General features: G+C 73.3%; 19 protein-coding genes. 9 read left to right on the forward strand and 10 right to left on the reverse strand.

The annotated features are described in order from the left end of the window. The first annotated feature begins 136 nt into the window (after positions 1-136). Positions 137-865, forward strand: coding sequence for a lysophospholipid acyltransferase family protein (locus ABII15_RS03600; protein WP_353940787.1), 729 nt, complete (start codon positions 137-139; stop codon positions 863-865). 53 nt (positions 866-918) lie between these two features. Here the strand turns inward: ABII15_RS03600 and ABII15_RS03605 are convergent, their stop codons facing one another. From ABII15_RS03605 to ABII15_RS03640, 8 genes are all read right to left on the reverse strand, one after another. Beyond that, on the reverse strand, positions 919-1,518 hold the full coding sequence (locus tag ABII15_RS03605) for a transglutaminase family protein (RefSeq protein WP_353940788.1): 600 nt from the start codon (positions 1,516-1,518) through the stop codon (positions 919-921). An 89-nt stretch (positions 1,519-1,607) separates the two neighbouring features. Next, entirely contained in the window at positions 1,608-2,678 is a 1,071-nt protein-coding gene (locus ABII15_RS03610; protein WP_353940789.1) for a low specificity L-threonine aldolase, read from the reverse strand. Next, the gene (locus tag ABII15_RS03615) at positions 2,675-3,451 is read right to left on the reverse strand and encodes an SDR family oxidoreductase (protein WP_353940790.1); all 777 of its coding nucleotides are present in this window, start codon (positions 3,449-3,451) and stop codon (positions 2,675-2,677) included. The genes ABII15_RS03610 and ABII15_RS03615 overlap by 4 nt, the downstream gene beginning before the upstream one ends. Positions 3,452-3,480: 29 nt before the next feature. Then, positions 3,481-4,890: a DUF6421 family protein gene (locus ABII15_RS03620; RefSeq protein ID WP_353940791.1), complete on the reverse strand. Its 1,410-nt coding sequence runs from the start codon at positions 4,888-4,890 to the stop codon at positions 3,481-3,483. A gap of 81 nt (positions 4,891-4,971) precedes the next feature. Beyond that, positions 4,972-5,964 carry an alpha/beta hydrolase gene (locus tag ABII15_RS03625; protein WP_353940792.1) on the reverse strand — a complete coding sequence of 331 codons (993 nt, stop codon included), beginning with the start codon at positions 5,962-5,964 and terminating at the stop codon, positions 4,972-4,974. 126 nt (positions 5,965-6,090) lie between these two features. Beyond that, positions 6,091-7,215, reverse strand: a complete 1,125-nt coding sequence (locus ABII15_RS03630; RefSeq protein WP_353940793.1) for an LLM class flavin-dependent oxidoreductase — start codon at positions 7,213-7,215, stop codon at positions 6,091-6,093. A 111-nt stretch (positions 7,216-7,326) separates the two neighbouring features. Then, positions 7,327-8,325 carry a type I glyceraldehyde-3-phosphate dehydrogenase gene (gene gap / locus ABII15_RS03635; RefSeq protein WP_353940794.1) on the reverse strand — a complete coding sequence of 333 codons (999 nt, stop codon included), beginning with the start codon at positions 8,323-8,325 and terminating at the stop codon, positions 7,327-7,329. Positions 8,326-8,526: 201 nt separating this feature from the next. Then, positions 8,527-9,486: a helix-turn-helix domain-containing protein gene (locus ABII15_RS03640; RefSeq protein WP_353940795.1), complete on the reverse strand. Its 960-nt coding sequence runs from the start codon at positions 9,484-9,486 to the stop codon at positions 8,527-8,529. Between the two features lie 93 nt (positions 9,487-9,579). Here ABII15_RS03640 and ABII15_RS03645 point away from each other — a divergent pair, with 93 nt between their 5' ends. The 4 genes from ABII15_RS03645 to ABII15_RS03660 all read left to right on the forward strand — a co-directional run bounded on the left by ABII15_RS03645 (position 9,580) and on the right by ABII15_RS03660 (position 11,722). Then, entirely contained in the window at positions 9,580-10,110 is a 531-nt protein-coding gene (locus ABII15_RS03645) for an FABP family protein (protein ID WP_353940796.1), read from the forward strand. A 48-nt stretch (positions 10,111-10,158) separates the two neighbouring features. After that, entirely contained in the window at positions 10,159-10,749 is a 591-nt protein-coding gene (locus tag ABII15_RS03650) for a PadR family transcriptional regulator (RefSeq protein ID WP_353940797.1), read from the forward strand. Between the two features lie 86 nt (positions 10,750-10,835). Further along, positions 10,836-10,961 (forward strand): hypothetical protein, encoded by a 126-nt coding sequence (locus ABII15_RS03655; protein WP_353940798.1) that lies wholly within the window; start codon positions 10,836-10,838, stop codon positions 10,959-10,961. Between the two features lie 77 nt (positions 10,962-11,038). After that, on the forward strand, positions 11,039-11,722 hold the full coding sequence (locus ABII15_RS03660) for a glycerophosphodiester phosphodiesterase family protein (protein ID WP_353940799.1): 684 nt from the start codon (positions 11,039-11,041) through the stop codon (positions 11,720-11,722). Positions 11,723-11,734: 12 nt separating this feature from the next. On the opposite strand, the gene ABII15_RS03665 is transcribed toward ABII15_RS03660, so the two are convergent. Beyond that, positions 11,735-12,265, reverse strand: a complete 531-nt coding sequence (locus tag ABII15_RS03665) for an N-acetyltransferase (RefSeq protein ID WP_353940800.1) — start codon at positions 12,263-12,265, stop codon at positions 11,735-11,737. A gap of 79 nt (positions 12,266-12,344) precedes the next feature. Between ABII15_RS03665 and ABII15_RS03670 the strand changes: the two genes are divergently transcribed. After that, positions 12,345-12,737 carry a VOC family protein gene (locus ABII15_RS03670; RefSeq protein ID WP_353940801.1) on the forward strand — a complete coding sequence of 131 codons (393 nt, stop codon included), beginning with the start codon at positions 12,345-12,347 and terminating at the stop codon, positions 12,735-12,737. A 213-nt stretch (positions 12,738-12,950) separates the two neighbouring features. Continuing rightward, positions 12,951-14,393 carry an NAD(P)/FAD-dependent oxidoreductase gene (locus tag ABII15_RS03675; protein WP_353940802.1) on the forward strand — a complete coding sequence of 481 codons (1,443 nt, stop codon included), beginning with the start codon at positions 12,951-12,953 and terminating at the stop codon, positions 14,391-14,393. Between the two features lie 4 nt (positions 14,394-14,397). On the opposite strand, the gene ABII15_RS03680 is transcribed toward ABII15_RS03675, so the two are convergent. Further along, positions 14,398-15,870: a helix-turn-helix domain-containing protein gene (locus tag ABII15_RS03680; RefSeq protein WP_353940803.1), complete on the reverse strand. Its 1,473-nt coding sequence runs from the start codon at positions 15,868-15,870 to the stop codon at positions 14,398-14,400. Between the two features lie 88 nt (positions 15,871-15,958). Between ABII15_RS03680 and ABII15_RS03685 the strand changes: the two genes are divergently transcribed. Both ABII15_RS03685 and ABII15_RS03690 read left to right on the forward strand, forming a co-directional pair. After that, a complete protein-coding gene (locus tag ABII15_RS03685; protein WP_353940804.1) occupies positions 15,959-16,975 on the forward strand; it encodes a DUF917 domain-containing protein in 1,017 nt (338 codons plus the stop codon). Next, the gene (locus ABII15_RS03690; protein ID WP_353940805.1) at positions 16,972-18,312 is read left to right on the forward strand and encodes a hydantoinase/oxoprolinase N-terminal domain-containing protein; all 1,341 of its coding nucleotides are present in this window, start codon (positions 16,972-16,974) and stop codon (positions 18,310-18,312) included. Before ABII15_RS03685 ends, ABII15_RS03690 begins: the two co-directional genes overlap by 4 nt. The last annotated feature ends 66 nt before the right edge of the window (positions 18,313-18,378 follow it).

Below are 18,378 nucleotides of genomic sequence, written 5' to 3' on the forward strand. Positions count from 1 at the left end.
GAACCAGGACTGGCCACCCGGCCGTTCTTGGGGCACGATCTGCGCAAGCCGCAATACCTACGGCTCCGTAACTTAACGCCGGGAACCGTCCCACCCATCACGTTCCCCAGGCACTTCAGAAGGGTCCTCCCTCTCCATGGCAGAGCTCGTCTACCGTCCGGTCATCGGCGCCGCGAAAACGATGTTCAAGGCGCTCGACCTGAAGATCGACTGCAAGGGCTCGGAGAACATTCCGCGCTCGGGCGGTGCCGTCCTGGTCAGCAATCACATCAGCTACCTGGACTTCATCTTCGACGGCCTGGCCGCGCTGCCGCAGAAGCGTCTGGTCCGGTTCATGGCCAAGGAGTCGGTGTTCCGGCACAAGATCTCCGGTCCGCTGATGCGCAGCATGAAGCACATCCCGGTGGACCGTTCGCAGGGTGAGCACGCGTACCAGCACGCTCTGCAGTCGCTGCGCGCGGGCGAGGTCGTCGGGGTGTTCCCGGAGGCGACGATCTCGGAGTCGTTCACGCTGAAGAGCTTCAAGACGGGCGCGGTGCGGCTGGCCCAGGAGGCCGGGGTGCCGCTGATCCCGATGGCGCTGTGGGGCACGCAGCGGGTCTGGACGAAGGGGCGCCCGCGCAACTTCAAGCGGCACCACATCCCGATCACGATCCGGGTCGGCGAGGCCGTGGAGGCTCCGTCCGACCAGTACGCGGGGGCGATCACGCGCCGCCTGCGCACCCGCGTGCAGGAGCTCCTCGAAGCGGCGCAGCGCGCCTATCCCGTACGCCCCAAGGGCCCGAACGACACGTGGTGGATGCCGGCCCACCTCGGCGGCACGGCCCCGACGCCCGAAGAGGTCAAGGCCGCCGAGGCCGGCTGAGTCGGGTACGGCGGGACCGCGTCACCCCCGGAATTCCGGTCGGTTCCGCCGCCTCAGAGGGTGAGCGAGTCGGGCAGGTTCTCCCACAGGTACGGACGGTCCGGGGCGGCGCGCAGCACGTCGAGCACCGCGGGATGCGGCGCGTCGAAGACCGCCGGATAGTCCTCCTCGCCCGATCGCGGATCGGGCACCCAGGCCAGCAGCTCCCCCTCCAGCGAGAATTGGGCGTCGACGCCCGGCTTGTTCCCGCGGCAGTCCTGCCGGTGCCACGCGCCGTGGAACCGTACGGCGATGAGCCCGTGCACGCACCAGCCCGTTCCGGCGTCGTGCGTCAGCCGCTGGTAGCAGAGCCCCGCGGGGATGTCCTCCGCACGCAGCAGGGCCGTCAGGGCGTGCGCCTTGGCGTGGCAGATGCCGGTGCCCTTCTCCAGGACGTCGGAGGCCCGCCAGGTGACGCGCGGGTCACCGCTGTCGGCGGAGTGCGGGATCGCGTCACGTACGTACTCGTAGGCGGCGCGCGCGTATGCATATGAGTCGACGGATTCTTTCGCGAGTCGCGCGGCCGTCTCCCGGACCAGCGGGTGATGGTGATCGATGACGTCGTCCGCCGCCAAATAGGCGGAGAGATCAGGGTTCTGCTGGATCAGCTGCATGGCACGCGAGCATAGGTATGCGGTCGACCGTCAGTCAATGACTTTACGGTCGACCGCATATCTATGCAGCACTTCGGTGTCCGGAGCGGTTAGCGCGCCATCTCCTCCTTGAGGGCCGCGACGAACCCGTCGACGTCCTCCTCGCGGGTGTCGAAGGCGCACATCCAGCGGACGTCACCGGCCGCCTCGTCCCAGAAGTAGAAGCGGTAGTGCTTCATCAGGCGCTCGGCGACCTCGTGCGGGAGGCGGGCGAAGACGCCGTTGGCCTGCACCGGGTGGAGGATCTCCACGCCGTCCACGGCGCGTACGCCCTCGGCGAGGCGCTGGGCCATCTCGTTGGCGTGCCGGGCGTTGCGCAGCCACAGGTCCTTGGCGAACAGCGCCTCCAGCTGCACCGACACGAAGCGCATCTTGGACGCGAGCTGCATGGACAGCTTGCGCAGGTGCTTCATGTGGCGCACGGCGTCCTGGTTGAGGACGACGACGGCCTCGCCGAAGATCGCGCCGTTCTTGGTGCCGCCGAGGGAGAGAATGTCGACGCCGACCGCGTTCGTGAACGTCCGCATCGGGACGTCCAGGGACGCGGCCGCGTTGGCTATCCGCGAGCCGTCGAGGTGCACCGTCATGCCGTGCTGGTGGGCGTGGTCGCAGATCGCGCGGATCTCGTCGGGCGTGTACAGCGTGCCCAGTTCGGTGGACTGCGTGATCGAGACGACCTGCGGCATCGCGCGGTGCTCGTCGTCCCAGCCGTACGCCTGCCGGTCGATGAGCTCGGGCGTGAGCTTGCCGTCCGGGGTCGGGACGGTGAGCAGTTTCAGGCCGCCCATGCGCTCGGGGGCGCCGCCCTCGTCGACGTTGATGTGCGCGGACTCGGCGCAGATCACCGCGCCCCAGCGGTCAGTGACCGCCTGGAGCGCGACGACGTTGGCCCCCGTGCCGTTGAAGACCGGGAAGGCCTCGGCGGTCGGGCCGAAGTGGCTGCGGATGATCTGCTGGAGATGGGCCGTGTAGTCGTCCTCGCCGTACGCGACCTGGTGCCCGCCGTTGGCGAGGGCGAGGGCCGCCAGCACCTCGGGGTGGGTTCCCGCGTAGTTGTCGCTGGCGAAGCCCCTGGTGGTGGGGTCGTGATGCCGGCGGGCGTCGGTCTTCGGAGGATTCACGGCTTCTCGGTCAGCCACAGACGGGTCCCGTTCACTTCGGCGGCGGGCTTGTCCCAGACGCCGGTGATGGCCTCGGCCAGCTCCTTGACGTCCGTGAAGCCCGCGAACTTCGCGTTGGGGCGCTCCGCGCGCATCGCGTCGTGCACCAGCGCCTTCACCACCAGGATCGCAGCCGCCTGCCGTGGACCGGCATCGCCCCCGGCCTTGCGGAACGCGTCCCCGAGGGCGAGCGTCCAGGCCTCGGCGGCGGCCTTGGAGGCGGCGTACGCGGCGTTCCCGGCGGTCGGCCTGGAGGCTCCCGCGGCGCTGATCAGCAGATAGCGTCCGCGCTCGGAGCGGCCGAGCGCGCCCTCGAACGCGAGCGAGGTGTGCTGCACGGTACGGATCAGCAGCTTTTCGAGCAGGTCCCAGTCGGCGAGGTCGGTCTCGGCGAAGGAGGCGCTGCCGCGCCAGCCGCCGACGAGGTGGACGACACCGTCGACCCGCCCGAAGTCCTTCTCGATGCGGTCCGCCCAGTCGCGGGTGGCCTGGAGGTCGAGGAGGTCCACGGTGTCGCCGACGACCGTGGCGCCGCCATGGGCGTAACGCGCCTCGTCGACGGCCTCGGCCAGGCGCTCGGCGTCCGCGTCGGCGCCGATGACCGTGGCACCGGCCTCGGCGAGCCGCTTGAGCGCGGCGCGGCCCGCGGGCCCGGCCGCCCCGGCGACCGCGATCACGGCACCGCCCAGCGTGTCCTTGGGCGTGACATCGGCGGTGTCGGTGGAGTCCGTCATGGCAGTCGCCTCCTGCGGTACGGGGTTGCTCACGCGGCCACCCGCTCGGCGCCCGCCGCCGTGATGCCCTTGGTCGAGGCGATCACGTTCTTCAGCTTCTTGGAAAGCGCCTCATAGAACATGCTCAGCGGAAACTCGTCCGGAAGCACCTCGTCCACCAGCTTGCGCGGCGGGAGCGAGGTGTCCAGGGCGTCGGGGCCCTTGGCCCAGCGCGAGCCCGGGTGCGGGGCGAGGTACGTCGACACCAGGTCGTACGCCGCGAACCAGTGCACGAGTTTCGGACGGTCGATGCCGTCGCGGTACAGCTGCTCGATCTCGCCGCACAGCTGGTTCGTCACCTCGGGGGCGCGCTGCCAGTCGATGTGCAGCTTGTTGTCGGTCCAGCGGACGACGTCGTGCTTGTGCAGGTACGCGAAGAGGAGCTGGCCACCCAGACCGTCGTAGTTGCGGACGCGCTCGCCGGTGACCGGGAAGCGGAACATCCGGTCGAAGAGGACCGCGTACTGCACGTCACGCCCCTGCGGGACGCCGTCGGCCTCCAGCTTCACCGCCTCCTTGAAGGCCGTGAGGTCGCAGCGCAGCTCTTCGAGGCCGTACATCCAGAACGGCTGGCGCTGCTTGATCATGAACGGGTCGAAGGGCAGGTCGCCGTGGCTGTGCGTGCGGTCGTGGACCATGTCCCACAGCACGAACGCCTGCTGGCAGCGGTCCTGGTCGCCGACCATCTCCCGGATGTCGTCGGGCAGTTCGAGGCCGAGGATGTCCACGGCCGCCTCGGTGACCCGGCGGAAGCGGGCCGCCTCGCGGTCGCAGAAGATGCCGCCCCAGGAGAACCGCTCCGGCGCCTCGCGCACGGCGATGGTCTCGGGGAAGAGCACCGCCGAGTTCGTGTCGTAGCCGGAGGTGAAGTCCTCGAAGGTGATGCCGCAGAAGAGCGGGTTGTCGTAACGGGTCGCCTCCAGTTCGGCGAGCCAGTCCGGCCACACCATCTTCAGGACGACGGCCTCCAGGTTCCGGTCCGGGTTGCCGTTCTGCGTGTACATCGGGAAGACCACCAGGTGCTGGAGGCCGTCCCGGCGCCGCGCGGCGGGCTGGAAGGCGAGCAGGGAGTCCAGGAAGTCGGGGACCGCGAAGCCGCCGCCGGCCCAGCGCCGCAGGTCGCCCACGAGCGCGTCCAGGTACGCGGCGTCGTGCGGCAGCAGCGGGGCGAGCCGCCCGACCGCGGTCACGACCCGCTCCACGGCCTGCTCGGCAACGGCCGCCGACGGGGCGCCCTCGGCGTCGAGATCGATGGACCCGTCCTTGTCCTGCCAGGTCCTGATCTCCTCGACGGCGTCCTTGAGCACGGGCCAGGCGGGGTGCTCCACCACCCTGTCGCCCATCCCCTGGACCGGAGGAACGGTCTCCTCCACGGTCTGCTGCACAAGAATTTCCGTCATGTCTCATCCTCCACGGGAGAACCTCGCGTATGGACACCGTATGCATGCAAGGTTCTCCGCGACAAGAGGAGACTCGGGAAATTATCCTGCCCAACCCCCTGCATCACCGTCGTTTTTCCTGTCCCGACCGCTTGAAACGATGATCTCGACCACATCCGCGAGGGCTTGGCGGGCGTCGTCGAGCAGTTCGGGGAAGCCGAAGAAGCCGTGGAACATGCCCGGGAAGCGGCTTTCGGTGACCGGGACACCGGCGTCCCGCAGGGCACTCGCGTACGCCCGTCCCTCGTCGCACAGGGGGTCGCAGCCCGCGGTGACGACGTGCGCGGCCGGGAGTCCCGTGAGGTCCTGGGCGAGGAGCGGCGAGACACGGGGGTGGGCCGGGTCGCCGTCGGGGCCGAGGTACTGCTCACGGAACCAGGCGCAGTGGGCGGCCGTCAGGAAGTACCCGTCGGCGTTGTCGGCGAACGAGCCGGTCTTCTGGCGGGCGTCGGTCGCCGGGTAGACGAGGAGCTGGCGGGCGATCGCGGGCCCGCCCTCGTCGCGGGCGATCTGGGCGACGACCGCGGCGAGGTTGCCGCCCGCGCTGTCCCCGGCCACGCTCAGCGCCGCGGCGTCCGCGCCGAGTTCGGCCGCGTGCCCGGCGACCCAGCGCACGGCGGCGTACGCGTCGTCGACCGCCGCGGGGAAGCGGTGCTCGGGGGCGAGCCGGTAGTCCACGGACACGACGACGGCACCGGCGTCGCGGCACAGGGCGCGGGCGGTGGAGTCATGGCTGTCGAGGTCGCAGATGACCCAGCCGCCGCCGTGGAAGAAGACGACGACCGGGACCGGCCCGGCGGCGTCCTCCGGCCGGTAGATCCGTACCGGGATCGGAGGGCCGTCGGCGGCCCCGGGTATCTCCCGGTCCTCGACCGCGCCCACGGCCGGCGCGGGGAACGGCGACGCGGGCGCCGCCGCGAGGATGCGGCGGGCTTCGGCGGCGTCGGTGACGGTGCCGCCGAGATCGGGGAAGGCGGCGGTCATCGCGTCCACGAGGGGGCGGGCCTCCGGGGCGAGGCGGTCCGGGGTCGTCATGGCGGCTCCTTGACGGGTTGTCTGTCGGCTGACGGTGGGCGGGGGCCGGTCGCGCGGTTCCCCGCGCCCCTGGATAGCACCTCGGCCGCCGCCCGGTGGCCGCTTCTCGCGCGGTTCCCCGCGCCCCTACCCCTCCCGCCGGAAATGCGGGATCACCGTCTCTCCCCATTGCCGCAACGTCTCCAGACATGCCGCCTGCGGCACCGTGCCCATCTGGATCAGGCACATGATCTCGTCGGCGCCGGCATCACGGAGACGTTCCACGTAGGCGATGGCGTCCGCCGCCGTGCCGTAGGCATGGTCGGCGTTGAAGGTGGCGGTGGCGCTCGGGCGGACCGGGATGTGCTGTTCGTGCAGGCGGGCCACGACCTGCTCGGCGGCCCTGCGCATCTCGGCGGCCTCGTCGGTGCCCTCGACCACGGCCTCGTCGGGGATCCCGGCACCGCCGTACCAGTGCCCGATGGACTGGGCGAAGAAGCGCTGGCCGCGGATCCCGATGGCGCGCGCCGCCTCCCGGTCGTCGAGGACGATCGTGGGGCACAGCACCGAGAAGTGGTCGTTGACGACGGAGGAGACGAGGCGTTCGGAGGTCCGGGCCGCCGTCGCCGCGTCGTAGACCCGGCGCATCTCGGCGATCGACTCCGGTCCGGCGAAGCCCATCACCAGGGCCCCCACGCCGAGTTCGGCGGCCTGGCGCAGGGTCTCGGTGCGGCTGCAGGCCAGGAAGAGGGGCGGGTGCGGGGTCTGGGCGGGGCGCGGCAGGATCGGGTGCGGGTCGATGTCGAGGAGCGGGCCGTGGTGCTCCAGCTCGTCCTTCTCCCACGCCTTGCCGATGATGCGCAGCGCTTCCTCGACCTCCTGGGTCGTGCGCTCCTTGTCGACGCCGCACAGGGACGTCTCCTGCACCGTGCCGCCCCGCCCCGCCCCGAGGTCGAGCCGCCCGCCCGACAGCAGGTCGAGCGTGGCGGCGCGTTCGGCGACGCGGGCGGGGTGGTTGAAGGCGAACGGCATGCAGACCACACCGTGCCCGACGCGGATGCGGGAGGTCCGGGCCGCGACCCAGGTCAGGAAGATCTCCGGCGCCGACATGTGCGCGTACCACTTGAGGGAGTGGTGCTCCACGGCCCAGATCCGGTCGAACCCCATCTCCTCGGCGAGGACGGCCTGTTCGACGCAGTCGTGGAAGAGCCGGTGCTCGCGGTCGACGGTGGGGTCGGCGAGCTGCGCCTCGAAGATGACGGAGAACTTCACTGTTCCTCCCGGGAGTTGAGACAGAGCGGTGGGGCATCGCCTCCATATGACTATTAGGTATATGACGGAGCGTCAGAAATAGGAAGGGGTGGGCGCCGGCCGCCCGGATCCTCAGCTCGCGGCGAGCAGGTTCAGCGTGTCCACGACCCGGTTCGAGAAGCCCCACTCGTTGTCGTACCAGGCGACCACCTTGACGTGGCGGCCGTCGACGCGCGTCAGGGCCGCGTCGAAGATCGAGGACGCCGGGTTGCCGACGATGTCGGACGAGACCAGCTCCTCCTCGGAGTACTCCAGGACACCGGCGAGGGGGCCGTCGGCGGCGGCGCGGTAGGCGGCGAGGACCTCGTCCCGGGTCACGTCGCGGGCGACCGTCGTGTTGAGCTCCACGATCGAGCCGACCGGGACGGGCACGCGGATCGAGTCGCCGGACAGCTTGCCGTCGAGGTTCGGCAGGACGAGGCCGATCGCCTTGGCGGCGCCGGTCGTGGTCGGCGTGATGTTGACGGCGGCGGCGCGGGCCCGGCGCGCGTCGCGGTGCGGGCCGTCCTGGAGGTTCTGCTCCTGGGTGTAGGCGTGCACGGTCGTCATGAAGCCGTGCTCGATGCCCGCGAGGTCGTCGAGGACGGCGGCGAGCGGCGCCAGCGCGTTCGTCGTGCAGGAGGCGTTCGAGACGATCGTGTGCAGGGCCGGGTCGTACCCGTCGCTGTTCACGCCGTACGCCAGGGTGATGTCGGCGCCGTCCGACGGGGCGGAGACGAGGACCTTCTTCGCGCCCGCGTCGAGGTGGGCGCGGGCGGCCTCGGCCGAGGTGAAGCGGCCGGTGGACTCCAGGACGATGTCGATGTCCAGCTCCGCCCAGGGCAGCTTGGCGGGCTCCCGCTCGGCCAGCACCTTGATGCGGCGGCCGTCGACGACGAGCGCGTCCCCGTCGGCGGACACCGGGCGGCCGAGCCGGCCCGCGGTCGAGTCGTAGGCGAGGAGGCGGGCGAGCGCGGTGGGCTCGGTGAGGTCGTTGACGGCGACGATCTCCAGGGCGGAGTCGCGCTCCAGGAGGGCGCGCAGGACGTTGCGTCCGATGCGGCCGAATCCGTTGATGGCGATGCGGGTCATGTGCGGTCTCCCGTCGGTCCGACGGAGCCGGTGCGTGCGGGACGACCGGCCCGTCCGGGGTGAGGTGCTGTCGCGGGCCGCCCGGCAGGGGCCGTGGTCCGTACAGCGGGAACGACTTCAGACTCGCTCGCCGCGGGCCCGGCCGACAGCGGCGGGAACGCCATGGTTCGCAAGGATCCCGCCAGCACCCACGGGTCGGGACTATTCGCCTCGGGCGAAGGTGCGCCGGTACTCGGTCGGTGTGGTGCCGAGGATGCGCTGGAAGTGCAGGCGCAGGTTGGCGCCGGTACCGAGGCCGACGTCGGCGGCGATCTGCTCGACGGCCAGCTGCGAGCGTTCGAGGAGTTCGCGGGCCAGGTCGATCCTGGCCCGCATCACCCACTGCATCGGCGTGTATCCGGTGTCCTCGACGAAGCGCCGGGAGAAGGTCCGCTCCGACACCGCCGCGTGCCGGGCGAGGATCTGCAGGGTGAGCGGGTCGCCGAGCCGGCTCAGGACCCATTCGCGGGTGGCGGCGAACCGTTCGCCGAGCGGCTCGGGGACGCTGCGCGGCACGTACTGCGCCTGGCCGCCGCTGCGGTAGGGGGCGGCGACCAGGCGCCGGGCCGCGTGGTTGGCCGCGGCCACGCCGAGGTCGGCGCGCAGGATGTGCAGGCACAGGTCGATGCCGGACGCGGCGCCCGCCGAGGTCAGCACGGTGCCCTCGTCGACGAAGAGGACGTTCTCGTCGACCCGGACGTGCGGGTACTGGTCGGCGAGCGCCTGGGTGTAGTGCCAGTGGGTCGTGGCCCGCCGGCCGTCGAGCAGGCCCGTCGCGGCGAGCGCGAAGGCGCCCGTGGAGATCGCGGCGAGCCGGGCGCCGCGTGCGTGGGCGGCGAGCAGCGCGTCGACGACCGCCGCGGGCGGCGCCTCCCGGTCCGGGAACCGGTAGCCGGGCACGAACACGATGTCCGCCCACTCCAGCGCCCCCAGGCCGTGGGCGACGGCGTACGACAGACCGTCGCCCCCGGTGACGAGGCCGGGCGCGGGCCCGCACACCCGGACCTCGTACGGCATGCTCGCGCGGGTCGTGAACACCTGGGCGGGGATCCCCACGTCCAGCGGTTTCGCCCCTTCGAGGACGAGGACGGCGACGCGGTGCGGGCGGGCGGAGACGGACACGCGCCCGAGGGTACGGGGCGCACGGACGGGACCGGCCGCGCCGCACCTTAGGCTGGCCGTTGTCATCCCCGTGCCCCGGACCTGGAGTTCGCCGTGTTCGACGCCGTGCCCGCCTACCCGTACAGCGACCAGCCGCGGGAGGCGCATCCGCTGCTCGCGCCGGTGCTCGGCCTGCTCGGTACCTGGCGCGGCCGGGGCCGTGGCGGGTATCCAACGCTGGACGCCGACTTCGCCTACGCCCAGGAGGTCACGTTCAGCCACGACGGGCGGCCCTTCCTGCACTACGAGGCCCGCGCCTGGCTGGTCGACGCGGACGACGCGCCGCTGCGCCCCGCCGCCCGCGAGAGCGGCTGGTGGCGGCTGCGGCCCGACGGCCGGGTGGAGGTGCTGATCACGCAGCCGACCGGCATCGCGGAGATCATGGCCGGCACGGTGGACGGCACGACGGTGGCGCTGGCCACCGAGGGCGTGGCGCTGACGCCGACCGCGAAGAAGGTCGAGGCGACCACCCGCCGGTACACGCTCACCGAGCCCGGCACGCTCGACTTCGTGCACGAACTCGCGGCGGTGGGGCAGCCGTTGCAGCATCACCTGACGGCCCGGCTGCACCGCGCGACGGCGTAGCCCCCGGCCTCTTGCGCCCGCCTCCCCGGCGAACTTCAATGCGGACGCATGCCGACACCTCGACTCCCGCAGACCGCCTGGGCCGTGCTCGGGCTGCTCTCCTTCCCGGGCGAGCGGACCGGGTACGAGCTGAAGAAGTGGGCGGACTCCTCCCTGCGGTTCTTCTACGGAGCGCCCGCGTTCAGCCAGATCTACGCGGAGCTGCGCCGCCTGGAGGACCTCGGCTACGTGACCTCACGGCGCTCGGGGCCCGAGGAGCCGCGGGCGAAGCGGGCGTACACGATCACCGAGGAGGGGCGGGCCGCGCTGGCGACCTGGGCGGCGGGCACCCACGATCCCGGTGCGGTGTCGCTCAAGCACCCGGTGCTGCTGCGGGTCTGGCTGGGGCACCTCGCCGAGCCGGAGCGGCTGCGCGAGCTGGTCGCGGAGCACGTGACGCGCGCCGAGGACGAGCTGAGGGACGTACGGGACGCGCTGGCGAAGGCGGACGGGGTGGAGGCGTGGGCGCATCCGCAGATCGCGCTGCGCTGGAGCGAGCGCCGGCTGGTGGCCGAAGTGGAGCTGGCGCGCGGCATGCTGGCGGATCTGGCGGCGCTCGGCCCGGGTCAACCCGTGGAGGACTCGCCCACGCACGGGTGACGTCGCCGGGTGCCGGTGCGGTGGGGCGGTAGGACGGTCGGCGTCCCCGTCCCGCACCGTCAGGCACCCTCAGGAGGGCACCCGTCGTGAGCATCCGAGCCGTTCTCGTCGCCGCCGTCGTCACCGGACTGCTCCTGGGGATCGTGGGAACCCGGGAGGGCGATTCCGGCCACCTGCGTCACACCGGTTCGGTGACGGAGTCCGGCCGTTAGGCTGCGGCTGGGAGACCTGTCACCTGGGTACGCACTCGCGTGACAGCAGAGCCGCCGTCGACGGAAGCGAGACCGCCTTGAACTTCCTCACCATCGGACATCGCGGAGCCATGGGCGTCGAACCCGAGAACACCCTGCGCTCCTTCGTCGCCGCCGAACGGGCGGGACTCGACCTCATCGAGCTGGATCTGCACCTGAGCAAGGACGGCGCGCTCGTCGTCATGCACGACGCCGACGTGGACCGCACGACGGACGGCAGCGGCCCGATCGCCGAGCAGACCCTCGCGGAGCTGCGCACGCTCGACGCGGGGCGCGGTGAGCGGATCCCGGTCTTCGAGGAGGTCCTGGACGCGGTGGACGCACCGCTCCAGGCGGAGATCAAGACCGTCACGGCGGCGCAGGCGCTCGCCGAGGTCATGCTGCGCCGCGATCTGGTGGACCGGGTCGAGGTGATCTCGTTCCACGACGAGGCGATCGCGGAGATCGCGCGGCTCGTGCCGGGAGTGCGCACCGCCCTCGTCGCGAGCCGCTACGGCACCGACGTGGTCCAGCGGGCCGTGGCCGTCGGCGCCACGACGCTCGTGCTGAACATCCGCCGGCTCACCCAGGAGATCGTCGAGCACGCCCGCAAGGCCGACCTGCGGATCATCGGCTGGGTCGTGAACACCCAGGACGACCTGCGGCTCGTACGGGCGCTCGGTCTCGACGGGGCGACCACCGACTATCCGGAGATCAAGCGGACGGGCCGGTTCACCGCGTAGCGCGGGCCGGGCTCACCCCAGCGGCTTGACCAGCAGCTCGAACTGGAGGTCGGGGCGCTGGGGAATGCCGAAGCGCTCGTCGCCGTACGGGAAGGGGCTCATCTCTCCCGTACGGCGGTAGCCGCGGCGCTCGTACCAGGCGATGAGCTCGTCGCGCACGGAGATCACCGTCATGTGCATCTCCCGCACGTCCCAGATCTCGCGCGCCCGGCGCTCGGCCTCCGCGATGATCTGCTTGCCGAGACCCGCGCCCTGGAGTGCGGGGCTGACGGCGAACATGCCGAAGTAGGCGGCGGTGTCCCGGTGCTCCAGCTGGCAGCAGGCGACGATCGTGCCGTCCCGCTCGACGGTGAGCAGCCGGCTGTCGGGGTCCTTGACGACCGCGAGCACCCCGTCCGGGTCGGTGCGCTGCCCCTGGAGGATGTCCGCCTCCGTGGTCCAGCCGGAGCGGCTGGCGTCCCCGCGGTAGGCCGACTCGATGAGCGCCACGAGCGCGTCGGCGTCCTCGGGAACGGCGTCACGGTAGGTCAGGGCGGCGGTCATGGAGGACTCTCCGATCTCGTGCGGGTGCGGGCCTGTCGGCGCCGTCGAGATTAACCCGGCCGCACTACTGTGCGTCGGCATGGTTCATGTACTGAGCAGCAGAGTCCTTCTCCGGCCGGTCGATCCCGAGCGGTCGCGGTGGTTCTACGGCGATGCCCTGGGGCTCGCCGTGTACCGCGAGTTCGGCACCGGCCCGGAGCGGGGCACGGTGTACTTCCTCGGCGGCGGCTTCCTCGAGGTGTCGGGGCGGGCCGCGGAGCCGCCCGCCCCGCATCTGCGGCTGTGGCTCCAGGTGGCGGACGTGGCCGCCGCGCACGAGGAGCTGACGGCGGCCGGGGTGGCGGTGCTGCGGGAGCCGGTCCAGGAGCCGTGGGGCCTGGTCGAGATGTGGATCGCGGATCCGGACGGACACCGCATCGTGCTCGTGGAGGTGCCGCGGGACCATCCGATCCGGTACCGGCCGGGGATCTAGGACGGCACACGGGCGTGGGGGATCATGCCGCACCCACCGAATGGCGTAGCCCGATCCCCCGTCGTCCGGAATGTGGACATCCGCAGACGGCGCTGACGTGCGGCGATCCGGTTCAGGCCGGAGGATGGCGCTGATCCGGGGATTCGGCGGCGCCGATCCGGATAGACGCAAGACCGGCACGGCCCTCGCAGTCAAGCCCAGGAGAAATCCGAGATGACCGCTCCCCGGAACACGAACGCTTCCCGTACCTCGAATGTGCCGCGGATCCTGATCGTCGGCGGCGGATTCGCCGGGATGGAATGCGCGCACAAGCTGGAGAAGGAGCTGAAGCCCGGCGAGGCCGTGCTGAAACTCATCAGTCCGATGGACCACCAGCTCTATCTCCCGCTGCTGCCGCACGTCGCGTCCGGAGTGCTGACTCCGCAGTCGGTGGCCGTACCGCTGCGCCGGATGCTGCGGCGCACCGCGATCCTGCCGGGCGGCGCGGTCGGCGTCGACCCGGAGGCGAAGGCCGTCGTCGTACGGAAGATCAACGGCGAGGAGATCGTCGAGCGCTACGACCACCTCGTCCTGACCCCGGGCAGTGTCACCCGGCAGTTCGACATCCCGGGCGTCGACGAGCACGCGGTGGGGGTGAAGACCCTCGCGGAGGCGGCCTGGATCCGTGACCACGTGATCTCGCAGCTGGACCTCGCCGCGGCCAGCTCGGACCCGGCCGAGCGGGAGGCACGGCTCCAGTTCGTCGTCGTGGGCGGCGGATACGCGGGCACGGAGACGGCCGCCTATCTCCAGCGGCTGACGACGTCCGCCGTGAAGCGGTATCCGGGGCTCGACCCCAAGGACATCAAGTGGCATCTGGTCGATGTGGCGCCGAAGCTGATGCCGGAGCTGGGCGACCGGCTCGGTGACAAGGCGATGGCGATCCTGGAGCGGCGCGGGCTGCACGTCTCGCTCGGGGTGTCCGTGGCCAAGGCCACCGAGTCCACCGTGACGCTGACGGACGGCCGGGAGCTGCCCTGCCACACGCTGATCTGGACGGCCGGTGTCGCCCCGAGCCCGCTGGTCGCCACGCTCGGCGCGGAGACGAACCGGGGCCGGCTCGTGGTCACGCCCCGGCTGACCGTGCCGGGCCTGGACGGCGTCTTCGCGCTCGGCGACGCCGCGGCCGTGCCCGACCTCGCCAAGGGCGGCGACGCGATCTGCCCGCCGACCGCGCAGCACGCGATGCGGCAGGGCTGGGCGGCGGCCCGCAATGTGCTCGCCGCCGTGCGCGGCACCCCTCTGACGCCGTACCGCCACAAGGACCTCGGACTGGTGGTCGACCTCGGCGGCATCCAGGCGGTGTCGAAGCCGATGGGCGTGCAGCTGACCGGGCTGCCCGCGCAGGTCGTCGCGCGCGGCTACCACCTGGGGGCGCTGCGGACGCTGACGGCGCGGTTCCGGACGGCGGCGAACTGGGGCCTGAACGCGGTCGCGGGCGACGACTTCGTCCGCACCGGGTTCCAGCGGCACCGGCCCGCCACGCTCAAGGACTTCGAGATGACGGACGCGTATCTGTCGCCGGAGGAGATCCACGCGGCGGTCAGCGCGCAGGTCGCGGGCCGGGCGATGACGCCGCAGCGCCCGGACCTGCCGATCGCGCAGCTCCCGGAGTAGTCGCTCAGGCAGGTCCGTCCGGTCGCATCCCCGACAGCCGTGCGCGGCAGGCGAGTTGGAGGGCCAGGCGGGTGTCCGGGTCGGTGAGGTCGGCGCCCGTGAGCTCCGTGACGCGACGGATGCGGGCGCCGACGGCGTTGCGGTGCAGGTGGAGGAGTTCGGCGGCGCGGGCCGGCGAGTTGTTGTGGTCGAGGTAGGCCTGGAGCGTGCGCAGCAGCGGCTCCGCCTTGTCCTCGCCCAGTTTCAGTACGGGGGCGAGGAGTTCGCCGGTCGCCGCGTGCGCGGTGTCGGAGGCGTACCACTCCATCAGCATGCGGTCCAGGCCCGCCGCGTCGTGCGCGGTGACCGAGGTGCCGTCGGGCGGGGCCTGGAGGGCGGCGCGGGCCTCGCGGGCCGAGGTGCGCACGCCGAGGGGACCGCGGTGCGCCGCGCCGAGCCCGCCGCGCAGTCCGGCGTCGGGGTGCCGGGCGCGCAGCGCGTCCAGGGTGCGGCGGGCGAGGGCGAGGGCGGCGCGGCCGGTCTCGGGGCCCGGGGGCGCGGGGCGGGTGGCGAGCAGGACGAGGGCGTCGTCGACGAGCGCGGCGTGCCACTGGGCGGTGTCGTCGGCGGCCCGCAGCCGGGTCAGGGTGCGGGCCGCGAGGCCGTCGAGGAGGCCGTAGCGGTCGGCGGGCGCGAGGCCGGGCGCCTCGACGCGCAGCGCCGTGTGGTGGCCGTCGACGGGCAGGCCGAGGGCGCGGCCGCGCGCGGCGAGGCCGGGGGTCCGCTCCTGCGGCGCGGCGAGGAGCTCGGCGAGCAGCTGGCCGCGGGAGCGCACGGGCAGGTCGCCGTGGCCGCCGCCGGCCGCCGCGAGCACCGCCAGGGCCAGCACGCTCCGTACCGCGGTGCCGGCGTGCCCGGGGCGGTCCGGTGCCGCGAGGGTGATCTCGCCGTCGGGGCCGAGGGCGCTCGCGCACGTCTCGCCGGGGCCCGCCGCGCGTCGCTCCACGGGGACGCCGAGGACCCGCGCGGCGACGGTGGCGGCACGCTCGGGGTCCCCCGCGGTGCCCGGCAGCCGCCGCGCGGCGTCGCCGACGCGGGCCAGCGCGTCGGCGGCTCCCCCGGCCACGGCGCGGTCGACGGCGACGGCCAGCGCGGCCAGATCGCCGGTGGCGCGCAGCACGGCGACCCGGCCGCGGTGGGCGAGGGAACTCAGGGTGGTCAGGGCGGGGTCGTCCGGGGCGCCGGGCTCGGTGGTGTCCTCCCCGGTGAGCACCAGCGCCGCGGCCCCGGCCGCCGCCGCGTCCCGTACGGCGACGTCGAGGAGGTGGGCGGGGACCGTCGCGAGGAGGACCGCGACGGCGCCGGGCGGCACCGCGGGGATGCGGTCGGCGCGGGTCTCCAGCCGGACGCCGGTCACCTCGACCGCGTCGAGCGGCCCTGCCAGGTGGTGCAGTCCGGTCAGGCCCGGGGCGGTGAGCAGCTCGGCGAGGTGCGGCATGGCGGAAGTGTGCTCCGGGCACATCACACGGCGCAACCCTGGGCTGTTGGCCCATGGGACGGGCGGTGCCACTCCGTAGGCTGAGGGCATGCACCTGGACGCGGAAGCCCTCATCGACTTCGCGCGGGGCTGCGCCGTCCTCGGTTCCGGGGGCGGCGGCCCCGTCGCCGACACGCTGCCGGTCGCCGCGCAGGCGATCGAGGAGTGCGGTCCCGTGCCGGTCGTCGCGCCGGACGCGCTCGCCGACGACGCGCTGATGCTGCCGGTCAGCCTCGTCGGGTCGCCGGCCGTCGCCGCGGAGCGGATCGGCGGGCGCGCGGAGGCGGAGCGGCTCGCGGCGCACGTGGCCGGGCTGCACGGCCGCCCGGTGGCCGCCGTGATGTCCGGCGAGATCGGCGGGCAGAACGGCCCGTTCACCGTGGCCTGCGCGGCCCGGCTCGGGGTGCCGCTGCTCGACGCGGACTCCATCGGGCGGGCGTTCCCGCGGCTGGACCAGAACGTCCTCGAACTGGCCGGGCTCTCGCCCTCGCCCGCCGTCCTGGCCGACGAGTACGGGCGCACGGTCGTCCTCGACCACATCGACGGCGCCTACCTGGAGGAACTGGCACGGCAGGTCGTCGCGGTGTTCGGCGGGCGCGCCGTCTCCGCGGACTATCCGCTGACCGCCGGGCAGGCCGCCCGGCACGCGGTGCGGGGTTCGGTGACGCGGGCCGTCCGGCTCGGCCGCGGCGAGGAGCCCGTTCCGCTGCTCACGGGCAAGGTCGCCGCGGTGCGCCGGCCCGGCGACGGCGCGGCCGGCGTCCTCCTGGAGGGCACCGGTGCCGACGCGGGCCGCCTGGTGCAGGTGCGGGCGCGCAGCGAGTTCGTCGCGGCGATGGAGGACGGCCGGGCGCTCGCCCTGGTGCCGGACGTCATCGCCCTGATCGACGCGCGCACCGGCTGGGCGGTGCCGGTCGAGGAGGCCAGGTACGGGCTGCGGGTGCGGCTCGTGACGCTCGCGGCGGACCCGGTCTGGTACACGGAGGCGGGGCTGCGGCTCGCGGGCCCGGCGGCGTTCGGTCTTGACGGGCTGACGCACGGCCCCGGCCGGGAGGAGGCACGGTGACCGTTACCGTCGGCGTGGACGTCGGCCCCAGCAGCACCGACGCCGTCCTGCTCGACGCCGGGCGGCCGGTGCTCGCCGTGAAGGTGCCCTCGCGGCCGGGCGACGCGGTCGGGTCGCTGGTCGGTGCCGTGACCCGGCTGCCCGCGGACCAGCGGGCCCGGGCCGGGGCGCTGGCCGTCGGGCTGCGGGTCGCCGCACGCGCGGTGACCGGGCGGTCGGGACTCGCGCGGGTCGGCGTGCTCAGGATCGGGGGCGCGGCCGCCGACACCGTACGTCCGCTGTTCGGCTGGCCCGAGGAGCTGCGGGCCGCCGTGTGCGCGGGGGTGGCGAACGTCGCGGGCGGCACCGGCCTCGCGCCGCTGGACGGGGCGCCGCTGGACGAGCCGGCGATCGCCGCGTTCGGGGCCGAACTGGCGGGACGCGCCGAGGCGTTCGCGGTCAGCTCGGTGTTCGCACCGGTCGACGGCGCCCAGGAGCGGGAGGCCGCGCGCATCCTGCGGGCGCACGTCGGCCCCGACGTCCCGATACTGCTGTCCGGCGCGGTCGGCGCGCTCGGCCTGGTCCCGCGCGAGAACGCCACGGTGCTCGACGCGGCGCTGAGCGTGCTCGTGGCGCGGGTCGCCGACGAGCTGACCGCCGCGCTGCCCGGTCTCGGTCTCGCGCCGGACGCCGACATCCTGGTCACCCGGCACGACGGCACCCTGATGAGCCTGGACTATCTGCGCCGGCAGCCGGGGCTCAGCCTCGGCTCGGGTCCCGCCTGCACCCTGCGCGGCGCCGGGCTGCTGGCCGGCCTGCGGGCCGCGGTCGTCGTCGACGTGGGTGAACGACGCGCCCGCGTCGGCGTGTTGAGCGGCGGCTATCCCCGTGAGGCCGCCCCGGGTGAGCGCATCGGCGGCGTCCCGGTGAGCCTGCGCTTCCCCGATCTGCTCACGGTGGACGCGGACGACCACCGCGGCATCGCCGAGGCCGCCGACCGGATGCAGCCCGCCGCGGACCGGCTCCCGGTGGTCCTGGTCGGCGGCGGGGCGCCCCGGGTGCCGGACGCGGCGCTGGCCGGCTTCGAGGTCGTCCGGCCCGAACACGGCGATGTGGCGGGCGCGTTCGGCGCCGCGGCCTCGCCGGTCGGCGGCGGCGCGGAGCGGATCGTGCACCGCCCCGGCGCGCTGGACGCCGTACGCGACGAGGTACGGGAACTGGCGCGGGCCAGCGCGGTGCGCGCCGGGGCCGATCCGCGGCGAGTGCGCACGGTGCTCGACCCCGAGGAGTTCGTGCCTTACCTGCCGGGGGCCGTGCTGCTGCGGGCCCGCGCGTTCGGCCCGCCCTCACCGCTCTGACCGACGCTTTTCCCACTCCCCTGCACCGCACGGCGGTTCGTGTCGCGCCGCCGTGTTCCCCTCCCC

Origin of the sequence: Streptomyces sp. HUAS MG91 (assembly GCF_040529335.1) — a bacterium.
In the GTDB taxonomy this organism is placed as follows: domain Bacteria; phylum Actinomycetota; class Actinomycetes; order Streptomycetales; family Streptomycetaceae; genus Streptomyces; species Streptomyces tabacisoli.